Here is a 17,123-nt window from a genome sequence, read left to right as displayed (position 1 = left end):
GCCACCCGGGCCGCCGCGACCCGACCCCGGAGCCGGCCGCGGGCGTCGCCGTCCCGGATCGTCGCGCGCCTGCCCCGCCCGGGCCGGTCGGGGCCACCCCCGGGTCAGCGGGTGGAGCCGGGGCGGTCGACCGGCGGGACCCCCTGTCGCCGCTCCTCCTGGGGTGGCCGGGCCAGCAGGATCGAGTAGGGCGGGTGCCGGTGGATCACCCGCTCCGCGGTCCGGGATCCCCGGTGGTGCTGGTGGCCGAGGACGAGGAGGTCCACGTCGAGGTCCTCGGCCCGCTGCAGGATGACGTCGGCGGCGTCGTGCTCCGTGGCGACGACGATCTCCCCGTGGGCGTCGATGCCGGCGGCGCTCAGCCGGTCGACCAGCTGCTGCACCGCGGCCCGGTCCGCATCCTCGGCGTCGTCGTCCGCCGACCAGACGCCGAGACGGGCCGAGGCACCGGTGATGTCCTCCGGGACGATGTGCCCCCGGGCCACGTGCAGCACGTGCACGGTGGCTCCGGTCAGCGTGCCGATCTGCTCGGTGCGCCGGATCGCCGAGGCGTTCTCCTCCGTCGGGTGCGCGTCGATCGCGACCAGGATCCGCTCATACACCGTTGCTCGCCTCCCTGGACGAGAAGGGGACCGCCGGGCCGGCCGCTCCCGCGATCGGGTCCGCGCGACCGGCGCTCATCGCCCGGGCGAGGGCTGGGGTGCGACGGTCGGCTCCACCGGCACGGCCCTGGCCGCGCCTCCCCGCCGGGCCACGGGCACCAGCAGGGTCAGGAGCGCACCGAAGGCCGCCATGCCGGTCAGCACGTAGAAGATCGCCTCCAGCCCGAGCCCCGCGGCGACGAGGAGACCACCCACCAGGGGGCCGGCGACCCCGCCCAGCCGCCCGAACCCCGCGCACCACGCCACCCCCGCGCCGCGCACGTTCGGGCGGTAGTAGTTCGCCACGAAGCCGTAGATGAGGATCTGCGTGCCGCTGGTGCCCGCCCCGACGACGGCGACGAAGAGCAGGAGCAGCGCCAGCGGGGCGTCGACGGTGAGCAGGAGCAGGGCGACCGCGCCGAGCAGGAAGGACGCGGCGACCACCATCTTGGGCCCGAACCGGTCGGCGAGCCGGGAGGCCAGCAGGGCCGCGACGACCGCGCCGCCGTTGAGGACGAGCAGGAAGGACAGCGAGCCCTGCGTCGAGTACCCGGCGCGGCCCATGAGCTCGGGGAGCCAGGTGTTGAGGACGTAGACGAGGACCAGCCCGGTGGCGCTCATCAGCCCCAGCACCACGGTGGGGAACCAGTACTCGCGCCCGAACAGGCCCGCGAAGCCGGCCCGCTCCCGCCGCCCCGGTGCCGCGGTCGTGGCGACCGGCGTGGCAGGTGCGCTGATCGGCACGCCGGTCCGCTCGGAGACCCTCCGGGCCTCGTCCACACGACCGCGGGACGCCAGCCAGCTGGGCGACTCGGGCATCTTGAGCCAGGCCAGCGGCAGCAGGGTCACCAGCGGGAGGGCACCGATCCAGAACATGCCGCGCCAGCCGATCCGGTCCAGGAGCAGGATCGCCAGCAGCGCGGCCAGCAGGCTCCCGATCGGCACACCGGAGTAGGTGATGGCGTTGGCGAGGTTCTTCCTCCCCGGCGGTGCGTACTCGGCCACCAGGGCGCCGGTGGTCGCCACCAGGGCCCCCACGCCGATGCCGGTGAGGAACCGCATGAGCCCGAACCCGCCGGTGCTGTTCATCACCGCGGTCACGCCCATGCCGACGGAGAACCACGCGTACGCGGTGAGCATGACCGCGCGGCGACCCACGATGTCGGCGACGCTGCCGGCGAGCAGGGCGCCGACGAGGACGCCGAACAGCGCGTAACTGCCGAGTGCGCCGGCGACGGCCGGTGTGACCTGCCCGATCTGGCCGGGATCGGCGAGGAACAGCGGGACGACGGTGCCGTAGACGACCAGGTCGTACCCGTCGAAGACGAGCCCGAGGGTGGCCAGCGAGACGACCCAGACGACGGTGCGGCGACGCCGGGCCTCCTGCTGCGGGGTCGGCTCCGTGGCGGCGTCCGGTGGACCACCGGTGGCGATCGACATCGCGCACCTCCTGGGTGTGCTGGCGTGGCCGGACGGGTCCGTGGGCACCGCTGGGCCCGGGGCCACGGGTCCGCGCCGGGTGCGAGGTGGTCCTCGAGCAGGTCGTCGAGGGTGGGAGGGACGGTCCCGCTCCGCCGCCGGGTACGGCAGGCGGGTGACGCGCCCGGTGGCCGGCGCAGGGACGCCGGCGGTCGTGCCGGTGCCCCGCTCGCGCCCGTGCGGCAGTGCGGCGCAGCAGCACCTCGGGGTGGGGGCGAGCGTCGAGGGACCCTCGCCCGGCATGCCCGGTCGTCACGGTCACGGCCACCCCTCACGTGGCCCGGCGCAGCCCGGTGTGCGCGGCTGCGCGGCTCGGATCGCTGCAGCGTAGAGGTGCTGCCGCGTCTCCGTGTCCCCATCCGTGGTCCGGACGGAGGTCGTGCACAATCGCCACGCATTCAGACGCGACGACCGGTCCGCAGTGGCGAACGGCCTGGCCAGGGGCCGATCGCCAGCGCGACGGCTGGACGGCTCCCCACGGCGTCGGCGACGATGGCAGCTCACCCATCCCGGGATCGCAGGCCCGGCCGGTGACGGACGGTCGGACCACCGCGCTGACATCCGAGGAGCACGCCATGACCGACACCCAGCAGGGCCCCACCGCGGCCGGGTCGGGGGCCAGCGCGACGGAGTCGTTCCTGACCACCGAGATGTACGAGGCTGCCCGCCAGGTGCCACCGGAACGGGTCGACGCGGTGGTCCGGGCGGTCCTGGACGGCGTGCACTCGGCCATCCGGGAGCACAGGGTCACCTATCCGGAGTTCCAGGCCGCCAAGGCGTGGCTGATCCAGGTCGGCGAGGGCGGCGAGTGGCCGCTGTTCCTGGACGTCTTCGTCGAGCACGTGGTCGAGGAGGTGCAGGCCGAGACCCAGCAGGGCACCAAGGGCACCATCCTCGGCCCGTACTACCTGCCCGGCCAGGAGCGCATCCCCTCCCCGGCCACGATGCCGATGCGCGAGGACGAGAAGGGCAGCCACCTGGTCTTCGCCGGGCAGGTCCGCGACGTGGACGGCAACCCGGTCCCCGGCGCCGAGATCGACATGTGGCAGGCCGACGCCGACGGCTACTACTCCGGGTTCGCCCCGCACCTGCCCGAGGGCAACCTGCGCGCCCTGGTGGTGGCCGACGACGAGGGCCGGTTCGAGATCCGCACCATCCAGCCCGCGCCCTACCAGATCCCCACCGACGGACCCACCGGCAAGCTCATCGAGGCCGCCGGCTGGCACCCGTGGCGCCCCGCCCACCTGCACCTGATCGTCAGCGCGCCGGGCCACCGGGCCATCACCACCCAGCTCTACTTCCGCGGCGGCGAGTGGCTCGACAGCGACGTCGCCTCCGCGGTCAAGCCCGAGCTCGTCCTCGACCCCCAGGACCAGGGCGACGGCACCGGACGCGTCGAGTACGACTTCGTGCTGGAGCGCGACGCAGGCGCCCGAGCCGCGTGACCCCCGCGCCCCGGGCCGGACAGCGGTGAGCCGCGGCCGGTCCGGGGCCCCGGGCGGGGCTCGCCCGGTCACCGTCGCCCCGGTCCAGGAGGAACTGAGCATGCTCTTCCACGTCCGCATGGACGTCGCCGTCCCCCACGACCTCGACCCCGAGGAGCGCACCCGGCTGGTCACCACCGAGAAGGCCCGGGCGCTGGAGCTGCAGCGCAGCGGCACGTGGGTGCACCTGTGGCGGGTGGTCGGCCAGTACAGCAACATCAGCGTCTTCGACGTCGGCTCCAGCGACGAGCTGCACGAGATCCTGTGGAACCTGCCGCTGTTCCCGTTCATGACGATCGCGGTGACCCCGCTGACCGAGCACCCGTCGGCGCTGTCGGCCAACCCGTGACGGGTCCCGGGGCGCCGTCCGGCCGCGGATCCGCCCGCGACGCCGCCGTCCCCCGGCGGGCGGCACGACCGCACGCCTGCACGCCGTCGGGGACCGGCCCGCCGACGCCCCGGTGCGCGTGCTCGGCCCGTCGCTGGGCACCGACACCGGCCTGTCCGACCCCCGGGTCGCCGACCTCGCCGGCGCCGGGACCCCGCCTCGGGCGAACTCCTAGCGGGGAGCCGGGACGCCGGCCTGCGGGCCACGTCCCCCGGTCCCCCCGGGGGCGGGTCCGCGGGAGAAGCGCGCGGCCAGTTCGGAGCGGGACCGGACACCGAGCTTGGCGTACACCCGGGTGAGGTGGAACTGGACGGTCTTGACCGACAGCAGCATCGACGCGGCCACCTCCTTGTTGGTCAGGCCGGTCGCGACGAGGGTGGCGACGGTCCGCTCCTGCTCGGTGAGGTGTTCGGTGCCGGTCTCGGCTCCGCGGGGCGCCGGCCGGGCCGTCTTGAGCTCCCGGTCGCAGCGCTCCACGTAGACCCGGGCGCCGAGCGCGGCGAACGACTGCCGTGCCGTGGTGAGCAGCGCGGCGGCGTCCCGCCGTCGGCCGGCGCGGCGCAGGGTGATGCCGTGGGCGAAGTCCACCCGCGCCCGCTCGTAGGGCAGCGGCAGCACGGCCAGTCGGGCCCGCGCCTGCTCGAACGCCTCCTCCGCGCCGGGCAGGTCGCCTCGGGCCGCCAGCAGCCGACCGCGGACGTAGCCGAGCCGGGCGCTCGCCGAGCGGTGCCCCCGGCGCTGCGCCGTCGTCTCGAGCGGCACGAGGAACGCCTCGGCCTCGGGGAGCCGGTCGGTGACGACGAGGGCGTTGGCGTAGACGTCGTGCCAGGGCCAGAACCCCGGTTCGTCGAGACCGGTGCGCGGCGTCCGGACGGCGAGGGGGGCGAGGTGGCGGACCACCGCGTCGTAGTCCGACGCCGCCTCGGCCACGTGCGCCCGCGCGAGCAGCGCGGGGACGGTCATGACGGTGTAGTCGTGCTCGGTGGCCGCGCCGAGCTGCAGGTGTCGCTCGGCGTCCTCGTGCTCTCCCCGCAGCGCGTGGACCTGGGCGCCGGTCCAGTGGACGAGGGGACGCAGCAGGTCCAGCCCGGTGGCGCTGAGCAGGGCCTCGGCCTGACCGACCGCGTCCAGTGCCCCGGACCAGTCGCCCAGGGCGAAGCGGGTGCGGGCGAGCCACACCAGGGCCCACAGGGAGATCCGGTTCGAGCCGGTCTGCCGCACGGTGGGCACGGCGAACTCCAGCTCGCGCCGGGCCGCCTCGGGCTGGTCCTGCGCCAGGTACAACCAGCCCAGGCCCATGCGCGCGCGCTGGTGCTGGGGTCCGGCCGGGCTCTCGGCGACCGCGTGCCGGTAGGTGGTGAACGCCTCGTCGACGCAGCCCCGCGCGGCGTGGCCCAGCCCCGCGATGGCGCGGGACTCGACGGCTGCAGGCGAGCCGGGCTCGGCGTACTCGACCGCCCGGCCGGCCCACCGGACCAGCTCGTCGCCGTCCCAGTCGGCCAGGGCGTGGAGCACGTAGCGCTGGCAGACGACGGCGGCGGCACCGCGGTCGGTCCCCCGGAGGCGCCAGGCGGTGTCGAGGTGGGCGGCGGCCTCGGCGCGGCGGCCGCGCTGGACGGCGACGTAGGCCAGCACGGCGTCGCGGCGGGGGCCGGTGGGCAGCGCCTCGACCTCGGGGAGGGCGTCCACGGCCTGCCCGAGCAGGCCCGCTCCGGCGAGCGCGTCGACGGCCTGCAGGAGGCGGGCCTCGCGGTCGGCCCGGGTGGGGCTGATGCGGCTGGCGTCGATGAGCGCGCCCGCGACGACGGCCCACGCCCCCTCGTCGGCCTTGCGCCGCGCCAGCTCGACCAGCTCCTCGGCGAGGCGCGCGTCCGGGAGCGGTGCCGCCTCGACCCGGTGGCGGAGCCGCTCGGTGTCGTCCGTGACCACGGCGGCCGCGCGCAGGTGGAGCTCGTGCCGCGCCCGCGGCGAGAGGGTGGCGTGGACGGCTCCACGGATGAACCGCTCCGGGAAGGCGAGCGCGTCCAGGCCGTGGCCGGCGGCGGTCGCCAGGAGGCCGGCAGCACAGGCCTCGTCGAGGGCGGCGATCGGGTCGGTGAGCCCGGCCAGGGCCGCGGCGTCGGCGAGCACGGGGTTCCGGCCGAGCACGGCCGCCGCCTCGACCAGCGCCCGCGCCTCCGGGGAGCAGCGGTCGAGGGCCTGGTGCACGCGGCGCTGCACGCTGGCCGGCGCGGGGAGCCGGGTCTGCCAGTCCGACCAGCGGACCGGCGGGGTGTCGCGGAACAGCTCCAGGAGGTGACCGGGGATGCCGGCGGTGTGCTCGCAGAGGCGCCGGGCGACGGGCATCGGGAGGTCGACCGCCGCGACCCGCGCGGCGAGCAGCCGGGTCTCGGCCGGTCCGAGGCGCAGCACGGGGACGGAGGTGGCCGCGAGCCGGTCGAGGACGGCGCCGGCCTCCACGGCGCCGGTGTCCGGCCAGCCGGTCGTCCGGGCGAGGAGCAGCAGCACCGGAGCGCGGTGGGTGCGCGCGACCGCGGAGGCGATCGCCTGCAGTGAGACCGGGTCAGCGTGGTGTGCGTCGTCGACGACGACCAGCAGCGGCTCCTCCCTGGCCCGGGCCTCCCACCGCCGGGCGAGCGCGGTGCCGAGGTCGACGGGGTCGTCGCCGGCCGGCCGCGCCGGGGAGTCCCCCGGGTCGTCGTCGAGGAGCCGACGGGCCAGCGCCCCGGCCCGGCCGCTCTCCCACGGCAGCCCGGTGGCCGCCGTCGTCGGCACCTCGGGGTGCCGGCGCAGGAACCGGCGCAGCAGGGTGGTCTTGCCGATCCCGGCCGGGCCCTCGACGACGACCACCACCGGTCCGCCGGCGCAGGCGCGGAGGAGCAGCGCCTCGAGCTGCGCGGTCTCGGTGGCCAGCCCCACGACGTGGGCGTCCTCGTCGGTCGCGCTCACGCCGACACCGTAGGGCCGGGAGGCCGGGGACTCCCCTGTTCCGCAGCCCCTCGCCCAGCGACTCAGCCCAGGTCGCCACCGGCCACGGGCAGGATGGTCCCGGTGATGTAGGAGGCCTCCTCCGACGCCAGGAAGGTGATGGCCGCGGCCTGCTCGTCCAGGGTCCCGTACCGCTTCATCAGCGAGGACTCGACCGTCTGGTCGACGATCGACCGGTACCAGGACTGCTCGAGCTCCGTCTCCGGCGCCGGGCCGCGCGGGGTGCGGCGCGGTGGGGCGTCGGTCCCGCCCGGGGCGGTGGCGACGACCCGCACGCCGTGCGGGGCCATCTCGAGGGCCAGCGCGGTGGTGATGGCGTTGACCCCGCCCTTGGCGGCGGAGTACGGCAGGCGGTTGACCCCACGGGTGGCCACCGACGACACGTTGACGATGGTGCCCTGCCCCCGCTCGACCATGTGCGGGACGACGGCGCGGCAGCACCACAGCGTCGGCCACAGGGACCGGTTGATCTCGGCCTGGATCTGCTCGGGCGGGTAGTGCTCGAACGGCTTGGCCCAGATCGTGCCGCCGACGGTGTGGATGGCGACGTCGATGCGGCCGAACCGCGCCAGCGCGGCGTCCACGACGGACTTCGCGCCCTCCCAGGTCTCCAGGTCGGCGACGACGGGGATCGCCTCGGCCCCGGGCTGCCCCAGCTCCTCGGCCAGGTCGCGCACCAGCTCGGCGCGGTCGGCCAGCACCATGGTCCCGCCCTCCGCGCTGATCCGCCGGGCCGTGCGCTCGCCGATCCCCTGCCCGGCACCGGTGACCAGGACGACCCGACCGGCGAACCGGCCCGGCGTCACGAACCGGGGACGGCGTCCCGCGGCGAGGTCGTGCATGGCCCGGCGGGTGGTCTCCTTGGAGCGTTCCGCGTGCTCGGTGATCAGGACCCGTGCCCGCTCGCGGTCGCCGTCCCGGAACGCCTCGACGATGTCGAGGTGGTCCTGGGCGCACCGGGGGTGGCACCAGGTGGCCGACCGGAGGGACTCCTCCATGTGCCCCTTGACGCCGAGCGCCTGGTAGGCGCGCAGCAGGTGCTCGTTGCCGGTGAGGGTGAACAGGTAGTCGTGGAAGGCGGCGTTGGTCTCGGTGTACGCCGCCGCGTCGACGAACCGGTCGCCTTCGACGTAGGGCACGGTGGCCTCGGCCAGCACCCGGTAGCCGATGAGCTCCTGGTGCGTCAGGCGACCGATGGTGAGCTCGGCGGCGCCGAGCTCGAGCGCCCGGCGGGCGTCGAAGATGGCGTCGGACTCGTGCACCGACGGGTGCTCCTCACCGATCTCGTACCCGTCGGCCGTGATGGAGTAGCCCTCGGGGGTCAGCGTCGGCTGGACCGCTGCGTCCTCGGTCCCGGCGTCCGGCTGACCGGCCGGTGGCGAGGGCGCCGGCGGGGTGAGCTGCTCCAGCTCCACCCGGGGCAGCATCTCCTGACCGGCGACGGCGCGGGCACCGACGGCGGGCACGAGGTCCTCGGCGTCGTCCACGGGGAGGACGTCGCCGGTGGGGAACGGTTCCCCAAGCTGCTGCCCCGCCAGCCGCCACATGTCCGACGGCGACTCGGTGCGCGGCCCGGCTCCGTCGGCGCCGAGGGGGGTCAGCTCCACCGGCGGGAACAGGCCCTGCCCGGCCGTCGTCCGGCCCTCCCGGCCGTCCAGGGCCAGCAGCTCGGCGACGGTGTCCGGGACGACGACCGGCGGCGGCTCGGGGGCCACCGCCGCGGACTCCGGAACGACCGCCTCGGGCTCCGGCGCGACGACCTCCTCGGCGGCCTCCGTCGGGACCGCGGCCAGCGCGAACTTCTCGTAGTAGAAGCCCGAGGGGGCCACCCCGAGCCCGGCGACGTGCTTGCGGACCGCCTCCACCATGGCCGGCGGGCCGCAGAGGTACACCGCGGCAACGCCGTCGTGCAGGTGCTCGGGCCCGTACAGGCCGGTGACGTAGCCCTGGTTGGGTGCCTTGGTGGCGGGGTCGGCGACGCAGTAGTCCCAGGTGAGCCCCTCGATGCCGCCCGCGAGCTGCTCGATGGCCTCCATCTCGACCAGGTCGTCGTCGGTCGTGACCCCGTAGACCAGGTGCATCTGCCGGTCGCTGCGGTTGCCCTCCAGCGTCCGCAGGATGGACAGGATCGGCGCCAGCCCGGTGCCGCCGGCCAGGAGCAGCAGCGGGGCGTCGGACTCGCGCAGGAAGAAGCTGCCGTGCGGACCGGTGAAGGTGATCTCGTCACCGACCGCGGCGCGCTCCTCCAGGTAGGTCGACATGACGCCGCCGGGCGTCAGCTTGACCAGGAACGTCAGCTCCTGGTCCTGCGGGGCGCTGCTGAAGGAGTACGACCGGGACTCCTCGGTCCCCGGGACGGCGATGTTGACGTACTGCCCGGGGAGGAACGCCAGGGCGTCCCGGTCGTCGATCTCGATGGTGAGCCCGACCGTCGTCGGGGACAGCCGGTCCAGCGCGGTGATGCGACCGCGGTGCGTGGCGGCGCTGGTCTTGGCCACCGCGGAGGTGGTCGCGATCTGCAGCACCAGGTCCGAGCGCGGCTTCATGCTGCAGGGCAGCACGTACCCGTTCTGGGCCTCGTCGTCCGACAGCGCGTCCTCGAGGTAGGTGCCCCCGTCGAACTCGCCCGACTCGCAGAGCGCCTTGCACGTCCCGCAGGCGCCGTCACGGCAGTCCAGCGGGATGTTGATCCGCGCCCGGTAGGACGCGTCGGCGACGGTCTGGTCGTCCCGGCAGGTGATGAAGCGGGTGACCCCGTCCTCGAACGCGAGTGCCACGCGGTGGTCCATGGAGATCTCCGTCGTCTCGGCGGAACAGCAGCTTGGAGGGGAACGGCCGGGAGCCGCCGCTCAGAGGTGGTAGACGTCGACGACGTGGTGGATGTAGTCGTTCTTCAGCACCACGGTCTTGCGCCGGATGAGCGGCGCGGGCCCGGAGAAGTCGATCGTGTAGAACGACGTCCCGTAGTAGGGGTCGACGGTCTTGTACCGGAAGTACATCGTGTGCCAGTTGAACCGGACGTCGACCAGGTCGCCGCGGCGCTCGATGACCTCCACGTTGGTGATGTTGTGGCTGGTGCGCGGCTCGGGCAGCGACGTCGCGCTGGAGCGCTCGGTGCGGATCCGGAAGACGCGGTCCTCGAGGCCACCCTTGTTCGGGTAGTAGATGAGGGACATCTCCCGGTGCGGGTCCTCGGTGAGCCGGTCGTCGTCGGCCCACGACGGCATCCAGAAGACGACGTCGTCGGCGTAGCACTCCAGCCACTTCTCGAACTCGCGGTCGTCGAGGTAGCGGGCCTCGCGGTAGAGGAACTGCTCGATCGCGTTCTGGGTGATGAGCTTGCCGCCCGCAGGTGCCGCCTCGGCCGGGGTCTGCACGGGGTTCTGGGTGGTGGTCACGGGATCAGCCCTCCGAGGTCGCGGTGGACACGCCGGCCTGCTTCTCGACGGCGGCGCGCATGGTCTGCAGCCAGTAGCCGTGCTGGATCGGGTACAGCCCCTCGTCCTCGTTGCGCTGCCCCGCGGAGATGACGCCGTCCATGCCGAGGGCCTTGGCGACCGGGTCCGGCCCGTTCAGCCAGTGCTCGGCACCGCGGCTCATGTCGTTCCAGGGCGCGGCGGTGGCCCGGAAGGTGAGCTGGCAGGAGCGGAACTCCTCCAGGTCGTCGGGGGTGGCCATGCCGGAGGCGTTGAAGAAGTCCTCGTACTGGCGGATCCGGTGCTCACGGGCCTCGGCGCTCTCGCCCCTGGGGGCGATGCAGTAGATGGTGACCTCGGTCTGCTCGGGCGAGATCGGCCGGAAGTGCCGGATCTGGGTGCTGAACTGGTCCATCAGGTAGACGTTCGGGTAGAGGCACAGGTTGCGGGAGCCCTTGACCATGAACTCGCCCTTGGCCTCCCCGAACTGGGCCTTGAGCTCGTCCATGCGGTCCCACAGCGGGCGGTCCTGCGGGTTGGCCGCCCAGGTCCACAGGCACAGGTGCCCGTTGGGGTAGGACCAGTAGCCGCCGCCGGACTTGCCCCAGCCGCCGGCGTCCAGCGCCTTGGTCGTGTTCTTCGACTCCCCCGTGCTGCGCCGCGAGGTCGTGGCCGCGTAGTTCCAGTGGGTCGCGCTGACGTGGTAGCCGTCGGCGCCGTTCTCGGCCTGGACCTTCCAGTTGCCGTCGTAGGTGTAGGTCGAGGAGCCGCGCAGCACCTCCAGCCCCTCCGGCGACTGGTCGACGAGCATGTCGATGACCTTGGTGGTGTCACCGAGGTGCTCGGCGAGCGTGCTCACGTCCGGGTTGACGCTGCCGAAGAGGAACCCGCGGTAGCTGTCGAACCGCGCGACCTTGACCAGGTCGTGCGAGCCGTCCTTGTTGAAGCTGGCGGGGTAGCCGGCGCCGTCGGGGTCCTTGACCTTGAGCAGCGTGCCGTCGTTGCGGAACGTCCAGCCGTGGAAGGGGCAGGTCAGCGTCATCCGGTTGTCCGTCTTGCGGCGGCACAGCATCGCGCCGCGGTGCGCACAGGCGTTGATGAGGCAGTGCAGCTCACCGCTCTTGTCGCGCGTGATGACGACCGGCTGACGGCCGATGTAGGTCGTGAAGTAGTCCCCCGCGTTCGGGATCTGGCTCTCGTGCGCGAGGTAGACCCAGTTCCCCTCGAAGATGTGGGTCATCTCCAGCTCGAAGATCTCCTCGTCGGTGAAGATCCGACGGTTGGCCCGGTAGATCCCGGCCTCGGGGTCTTCGATGACGGCATCGGCGAGGACGTCGCTGAGCTGGTTGGCGTCGACTGTCATGGCGGGCCTCCGGTCGGCATGGGCGGTGGTCGATGGCGCTGCACCCCACTGTGGGTGGCGCCGGTCACGTTCGCGTCAGCAATGTGCCTAGTCCTGACCAGGCACTGATTGAGACTTCCGGCATCTCAATCGAGCGGAACTCGGTCTTTGTGGGTACATGACTGGGGCCTCTACGTTGAGTGCGTCACAGCCGCTGCGGCACGGCGCGTCCCCTCGACGCCCGGGCCCGGAGCCGACCGATCGACGGAGGAGGGCACGTGGAGATCCGCCAGCTGCACTACTTCGTCACCGTCGCCCGGACCCGCCACTTCGGGCGGGCGGCCGAACGCCTGCACATGGCCCAGTCCCCGCTGTCCCAGGCCATCCGCCAGCTGGAGGCCCAGCTCGGGACCGCGCTGTTCACCCGGACGACGCGGCGGGTCGAGCTCACGCCCGCCGGCGAGGCGTTCCTGCAGGACGCCGAGCGCATCCTCGACTCGATCGAGGCCGCGCGGACCCGGGTCCGGCTGATCGGCGCCGGCAGCACCGGCCTCCTGCGCGTCGGGGCGACCGGGCTGGCGGCGCTCCGCCAGCTGCCCCAGCTGGCCCGGATCGCCGCCCGGGAGGTACCCGGCCTGGTGCTGCGGTTCCAGACCGACCTGCTCACCCCGGCGCAGGAACTGGCCCTCGAGGAGGACCGGATCGACCTCGCCGTGCTGCGTCCGCCGCTGCGCCGGGCGGGGTTGTCGTCCCGGCTCATCACCCGGGAACGGCTGGTCCTCGCCGCGCCCGGCAGCCACCGTCTCGCCGGTGACGAGCCGGTCGGGCTGACCGAGCTGCGGGACGAGGACTTCGTCGTCTACGGCGTCGAGGGCTCCGTCGTGAACACCGTCGTGACCCAGGCCTGCCTCGCCGCGGGCTTCCTGCCCCGGCGCACCCACCAGGCCGCGGAGACCTCGGTCATGCTCACGCTGGTCGCCGCCGGCCTGGGCGTGGCCCTGCTGCCCGAGTCCGTGCTGGCGCTGCGCGTCAACGGGGTCAGCTTCGTGCCCGTCGCCGACGACGTGCACATCGACCTGGCCCTGGCCTGGCGGCGCGAGGACCGCTCCCCCGCCCTCGCCCGGCTGCTCGACGCGCTGGAGGCCAACGGCTTCCTCGTGCCCGACGCGGGGTTCCCCAGCCCGACCGCACCCGACACCGCCCCACTGGGAGGGACCCGTTGAAGATCGAGAAGGTCGAGGCGATCCCGTTCGCGATCCCGTACAGGAAGCCGCTGCGCTTCGCCAGCGGCGAGGTGCACGTCGCCGACCACGTGCTGGTCCGGGTGCACACCGACGACGGCGTGGTCGGCGTGGCGGAGGCCCCGCCGCGGCCCTACACCTACGGCGAGACCCAGGAGTCGATCATCGCGGTGGTCGACAAGCTCTTCGCGCCGCAGCTGGTGGACCTCACGCTGCTGGAGCGCGAGACCGCCTCCGCGCGGATGGAGCGCACCGTCGGCAACCCGGCCGCCAAGGCGGCGGTGGACATGGCGATCTGGGACGCGCTGGGCCGCACGCTCGGGGTGTCGGTCTCCCAGCTGCTGGGCGGCTTCACCGACCGGATGCGGGTGTCGCACATGGTCGGGTTCTCCTCCGACGCCGAGATGGTCGCCGAGGCCGAGCGCGTCCGCGACACCCACGGCATCCGCACCTTCAAGGTCAAGGTGGGCCGGCGCCCGGTGGAGCTCGACGTCGGCGCCTGCCGTGCCCTGCGCGCGGCGCTCGGGCCGGACGTGGAGCTCTACGTCGACGGCAACCGCGGGTGGACCCCGTCGGAGGCGGCGCGGGCCCTGCGCGCAATGGCCGACCTGGACCTCACGCTGTCCGAGGAGCTGTGCCCGGCCGACGACGTGCTCGGCCGGCGCTGGCTCACCGCGCAGACGACGGTGCCCACCGTCGCCGACGAGAGCGCCACGACGCCGGGTCAGGTCACCCGGGAGCTGCTCGACGGCGCGGCCACCGCCATCAGCATCAAGACCGCCCGCACCGGGTTCAGCACCTCCCAGCGGATCCTGCACCAGTGCGAGGGCCTCGGCGTCGAGGTCGTCATGGGCAACCAGATCGACGGCCAGGTCGGCACCGCGTGCTCCGTGGCCTTCGGCGCCGCCCACCGGCACTCCGCACGCCGGGCCGGTGAGCTCTCCAACTTCCTCGACATGAGCGACGACCTGCTCACCGAGCCGCTGGAGATCACCGGCGGCGAGCTGGCCGTCCGCCCCGGACCGGGGATCGGCATCGAGATCGACCCCGACAAGCTCGCCCGCTACCGGCAGGACCGTTGAAGGGCCTCCCTGCCCCCCCCACCGAAGAAGGACCCCGTCCTCCCCACCCTTCGCAGGCTCGGGGTGGGACCCGAGACGGGGCCACGGCGGGCCCCTGCAGGGAGACCACCGCATCCCCGTCCCATCCGCACCGCACACGAGGAGATCACCATGACCGCGACCGTCCCCAACCCGACCGCGGCCGGCTCCGGCCGCAACGCCACCGAGCGCTTCGCCCAGAAGGAGCGCAGCGCCGCCGCCGTCGACCAGGCGCGCGTGTCCGCCATCGCCACCGACGCCATCACGGCCCTGCACGAGGTCATCCGCAAGCACGGGGTGACCTACGCCGAGTACGACGCCCTCAAGGCGTGGCTGATCCGGGTCGGCGAGGACGGCGAGTGGCCGCTGTTCCTCGACGTGTGGATCGAGCACGTGGTCGAGGAGGTCGCCAACGCCGGCCGCTTGGGCGCCGTCGGCACGATCGAGGGCCCGTACTACATCCCGGGCTCGCCGGAGTACCGCAGCGAGGCCACCCTGCCGATGCGCGACGGCGAGCAGGGCACGCCGTTCCTGTTCCAGGGCACCGTGACCGACCTCGACGGCACCCCGATCGAGGACGCGCGGGTCGAGCTGTGGCACGCCGACGACGACGGCTACTACTCGCAGTTCGCGCCGGGCATCCCCGACTGGAACCTGCGCGGCACCGTCCTCACCGGTGCCGACGGCCGGTTCGCGTTCCACACCATCAAGCCCGCGCCCTACCAGATCCCCACCGACGGCTCGTGCGGCGCGCTGATCGCGGCGGCCGGCTGGCACGCCTGGCGCCCGGCCCACCTGCACCTGAAGGTGTCGGCCCCGGGCAAGCAGCTGGTCACCACGCAGCTGTACTTCGCGGGCGGGCAGCACGTCGAGGACGACGTCGCCCAGGCCGTGAAGCCGGAGCTGGTCCTGCACCCGGCCCCGGCCGCCTCCGGACAGGGCGAGGAGGTCACCTACGACTTCGCGCTGGACCCCGCGTGACGCAGCTGTACGCGGTGCGGATGGACGTCGCGCTGCCGCCGGACATGGACCCGGCGGCGCGCGACGACCTCCTCGCCCGGGAGAAGGCCTACTCCCAGCGCTGGCAGCGCTCGGGCCACTGGCCGCACATCTGGCGCTGTGTCGGTCAGTACGCCAACCTCAGCGTCTTCGCCGTCGACAGCAACGAGCAGCTGCACCAGATCCTGTGGGGGCTGCCGCTGTTCCCGTACATGAGCATCACGGTCACCCCGCTGGCCGCGCACCCGTCGGACATCGCGCAGGACCCGGCGCAGTAGGCACCGCGCAGGACCCGGCGCCGTAGGCACCGCGCAGGACCCGGCGCAGTGAACACCGCGCAGTGAGCACCACCGCACGACCCGCACCACCGCACGACCCGCACCACCGCACGACCCGCACCACCGCACGACCCGCACCACCGCACGACCCGCACGACCCGCACCGCTGCACCACCCGGCCGCCCGGCGACCTCCCTCCAGCCCGGCGCGTCTCCCCTCCCCCACCCCGTGGCGACGTCGGTCGCCGGGTGTCCCCTGCCCTGCCACGGCTCCCGTGCCGTCTTCGAGCCAGGGCCCGTCCCGAGGAGAACAGCAGTGGCACCATCCACGCAGGACGGAGCCGTCCGGCAGGACGCGCTCCGTCGCAGGTCGGTCACCTGGATCGTCTCGCTGGCCACGGTCGGCCTGGTCTTCGACGGCTACGACCTGGTCGTCTACGGGACCGTCGTCCCGCTCTTCCTGCGCGACCCGGGTCAGATCGGCGAGGTGACGCCGGCCCTGGCCGGCGCCCTGGGCAGCTACGCGCTCATCGGCGTGCTCGTCGGCGCCCTCCTGGCCGGCAGCGTCGCCGACGTCATCGGCCGGCGGAAGGTCATGCTCACCGCCTACGCGTGGTTCTCCGTCGGCATGGCCCTCACCGCCCTGGCCACGAGCGCGACCGCCTTCGGCCTGCTCCGCTTCGTCACCGGCATCGGGGTCGGCGCCCTGGTCGCCACCACCGGGGCGCTGGTCGCCGAGTTCGCGCCCGCGGGCAGGAAGAACCTGGCCAACGCGATCACCTACTCCGGGGTGCCGCTGGGCAGCCTGCTCGCCGCGCTGCTGGCCATCCTGCTGCTGGACGTCATCGGCTGGCGGGGCATGTTCTGGATCGGTGCCCTGCCGCTGCTGACGCTGCTCCCCCTCGCCTTCCTCAAGATGCCCGAGTCGCCGGCCTGGCTGGCGTCGCGGGGACGCCTGGACGAGGCGCGGGCCGTCGCCGCGCGGACCGGGGTGTCGCTGGCCGCGCCGGGCACCGAGGGCCCCCGGGTCCCCGAACCGGTCGTCGAGGGCCGGGCGGGCTTCGCCGGGCTGGCCGGCCGCACCTACCTGCTGCCCACCCTCCTGCTGGGCCTGCTCAGCGCCACCGGTCTCCTGCTGGTCTACGCGCTCAACACCTGGCTGCCCGAGCTGATGGGCCGCGCCGGCTTCTCCACCAACGGGTCCCTGGCCTTCCTGCTGGTCCTCAACGGCGGCGCGGTCCTGGGCGCGCTGGTCGCCTCGCGGTTCGCCGACCGGTTCGGGCCCAAGCCGGTGGTGGCGGCGTCCTTCACGCTGGGTGCCGCGGCGATCGCGCTGCTGACCGTGAGCCTCCCGCTGGGCGTGCTGCTGGCGTTCGTGGCGGTGGTGGGGCTGGGGACGAGCGGGACGCAGATCCTCATCTACGGCTTCGTCGCGACCTACTACCGCACCAACGTGCGCAGCGCGGGTGTCGCCTGGTGCGCCGGGTTCGGGCGCCTCGGGGGCATCGGCGGTCCGCTCATCGGCGGCCTGCTCGTCGCCTCCGGCATCGCGCTCAACTCCATCTTCTACGTGCTGACCGCCCTGGCCGTGCTCGGCGCTCTGCTCACCCTGGTCGTGCCGACGGCGGACGCCCGGCACGCGCAGGCGGCCCGCCGGTCGGCGCCGGCCGCGCTCGCCGTGGAGCCGGGCGACCTGCTCGCCCACCGGACCCGGTAGCGGGTCCCGCAGCCACGGACGCACGATCCGCCGGTCCCGGACGCCGCACCC

At 73.9% G+C, this 17,123-nt stretch carries 13 protein-coding genes; 7 read left to right on the top strand and 6 right to left on the bottom strand.

Annotated features, from left to right (window positions below; translation table 11 throughout):
- Positions 1–104 precede the first annotated feature (104 nt).
- Complete coding sequence (locus ACI79G_RS10350) at positions 105–602, bottom strand: universal stress protein (RefSeq protein ID WP_456881038.1); 498 nt, start codon at positions 600–602, stop codon at positions 105–107.
- A 75-nt stretch (positions 603–677) separates the two neighbouring features.
- Entirely contained in the window at positions 678–2,081 is a 1,404-nt protein-coding gene (locus ACI79G_RS10345; protein WP_456881037.1) for an MFS transporter, read from the bottom strand.
- A gap of 614 nt (positions 2,082–2,695) precedes the next feature.
- Here ACI79G_RS10345 and catA (ACI79G_RS10340) point away from each other — a divergent pair.
- Positions 2,696–3,565: a catechol 1,2-dioxygenase gene (catA, locus tag ACI79G_RS10340; RefSeq protein ID WP_456881036.1), complete on the top strand. Its 870-nt coding sequence runs from the start codon at positions 2,696–2,698 to the stop codon at positions 3,563–3,565.
- A gap of 100 nt (positions 3,566–3,665) precedes the next feature.
- A complete protein-coding gene (gene catC / locus ACI79G_RS10335) occupies positions 3,666–3,953 on the top strand; it encodes a muconolactone Delta-isomerase (protein ID WP_456881035.1) in 288 nt (95 codons plus the stop codon).
- 210 nt (positions 3,954–4,163) lie between these two features.
- Here catC (ACI79G_RS10335) and ACI79G_RS10330 read toward each other — a convergent pair whose 3' ends face one another.
- From ACI79G_RS10330 to benA, 4 genes are all read right to left on the bottom strand, one after another.
- Entirely contained in the window at positions 4,164–6,941 is a 2,778-nt protein-coding gene (locus tag ACI79G_RS10330; protein WP_456881034.1) for an AAA family ATPase, read from the bottom strand.
- A 62-nt stretch (positions 6,942–7,003) separates the two neighbouring features.
- Positions 7,004–9,769: a benzoate 1,2-dioxygenase electron transfer component BenC gene (benC, locus tag ACI79G_RS10325; protein ID WP_456881033.1), complete on the bottom strand. Its 2,766-nt coding sequence runs from the start codon at positions 9,767–9,769 to the stop codon at positions 7,004–7,006.
- Between the two features lie 60 nt (positions 9,770–9,829).
- Positions 9,830–10,378 (bottom strand): benzoate 1,2-dioxygenase small subunit, encoded by a 549-nt coding sequence (benB, locus tag ACI79G_RS10320; RefSeq protein ID WP_456881032.1) that lies wholly within the window; start codon positions 10,376–10,378, stop codon positions 9,830–9,832.
- A gap of 4 nt (positions 10,379–10,382) precedes the next feature.
- Complete coding sequence (gene benA, locus ACI79G_RS10315; protein WP_456881031.1) at positions 10,383–11,759, bottom strand: benzoate 1,2-dioxygenase large subunit; 1,377 nt, start codon at positions 11,757–11,759, stop codon at positions 10,383–10,385.
- A gap of 257 nt (positions 11,760–12,016) precedes the next feature.
- Here benA and ACI79G_RS10310 point away from each other — a divergent pair, with 257 nt between their 5' ends.
- The 5 genes from ACI79G_RS10310 to ACI79G_RS10290 all read left to right on the top strand — a co-directional run bounded on the left by ACI79G_RS10310 (position 12,017) and on the right by ACI79G_RS10290 (position 17,072).
- Positions 12,017–12,961 (top strand): LysR substrate-binding domain-containing protein, encoded by a 945-nt coding sequence (locus ACI79G_RS10310; RefSeq protein WP_456881030.1) that lies wholly within the window; start codon positions 12,017–12,019, stop codon positions 12,959–12,961.
- Positions 12,958–14,061, top strand: a complete 1,104-nt coding sequence (locus tag ACI79G_RS10305) for a mandelate racemase/muconate lactonizing enzyme family protein (protein ID WP_456881029.1) — start codon at positions 12,958–12,960, stop codon at positions 14,059–14,061. Before ACI79G_RS10310 ends, ACI79G_RS10305 begins: the two co-directional genes overlap by 4 nt.
- Positions 14,062–14,211: 150 nt before the next feature.
- A complete protein-coding gene (gene catA, locus ACI79G_RS10300; RefSeq protein WP_456881028.1) occupies positions 14,212–15,060 on the top strand; it encodes a catechol 1,2-dioxygenase in 849 nt (282 codons plus the stop codon).
- Positions 15,057–15,356 (top strand): muconolactone Delta-isomerase, encoded by a 300-nt coding sequence (gene catC, locus ACI79G_RS10295; protein ID WP_456881027.1) that lies wholly within the window; start codon positions 15,057–15,059, stop codon positions 15,354–15,356. Before catA (ACI79G_RS10300) ends, catC (ACI79G_RS10295) begins: the two co-directional genes overlap by 4 nt.
- Positions 15,357–15,671: 315 nt before the next feature.
- Entirely contained in the window at positions 15,672–17,072 is a 1,401-nt protein-coding gene (locus ACI79G_RS10290) for an MFS transporter (protein WP_456881026.1), read from the top strand.
- Positions 17,073–17,123: the final 51 nt, after the last annotated feature.

The sequence above is a fragment of the Geodermatophilus sp. SYSU D00779 genome (assembly GCF_054050595.1).
The sequence above is the reverse complement of the archived record's forward strand: the minus strand, read 5'-3'. Positions and strand labels throughout refer to the sequence as shown.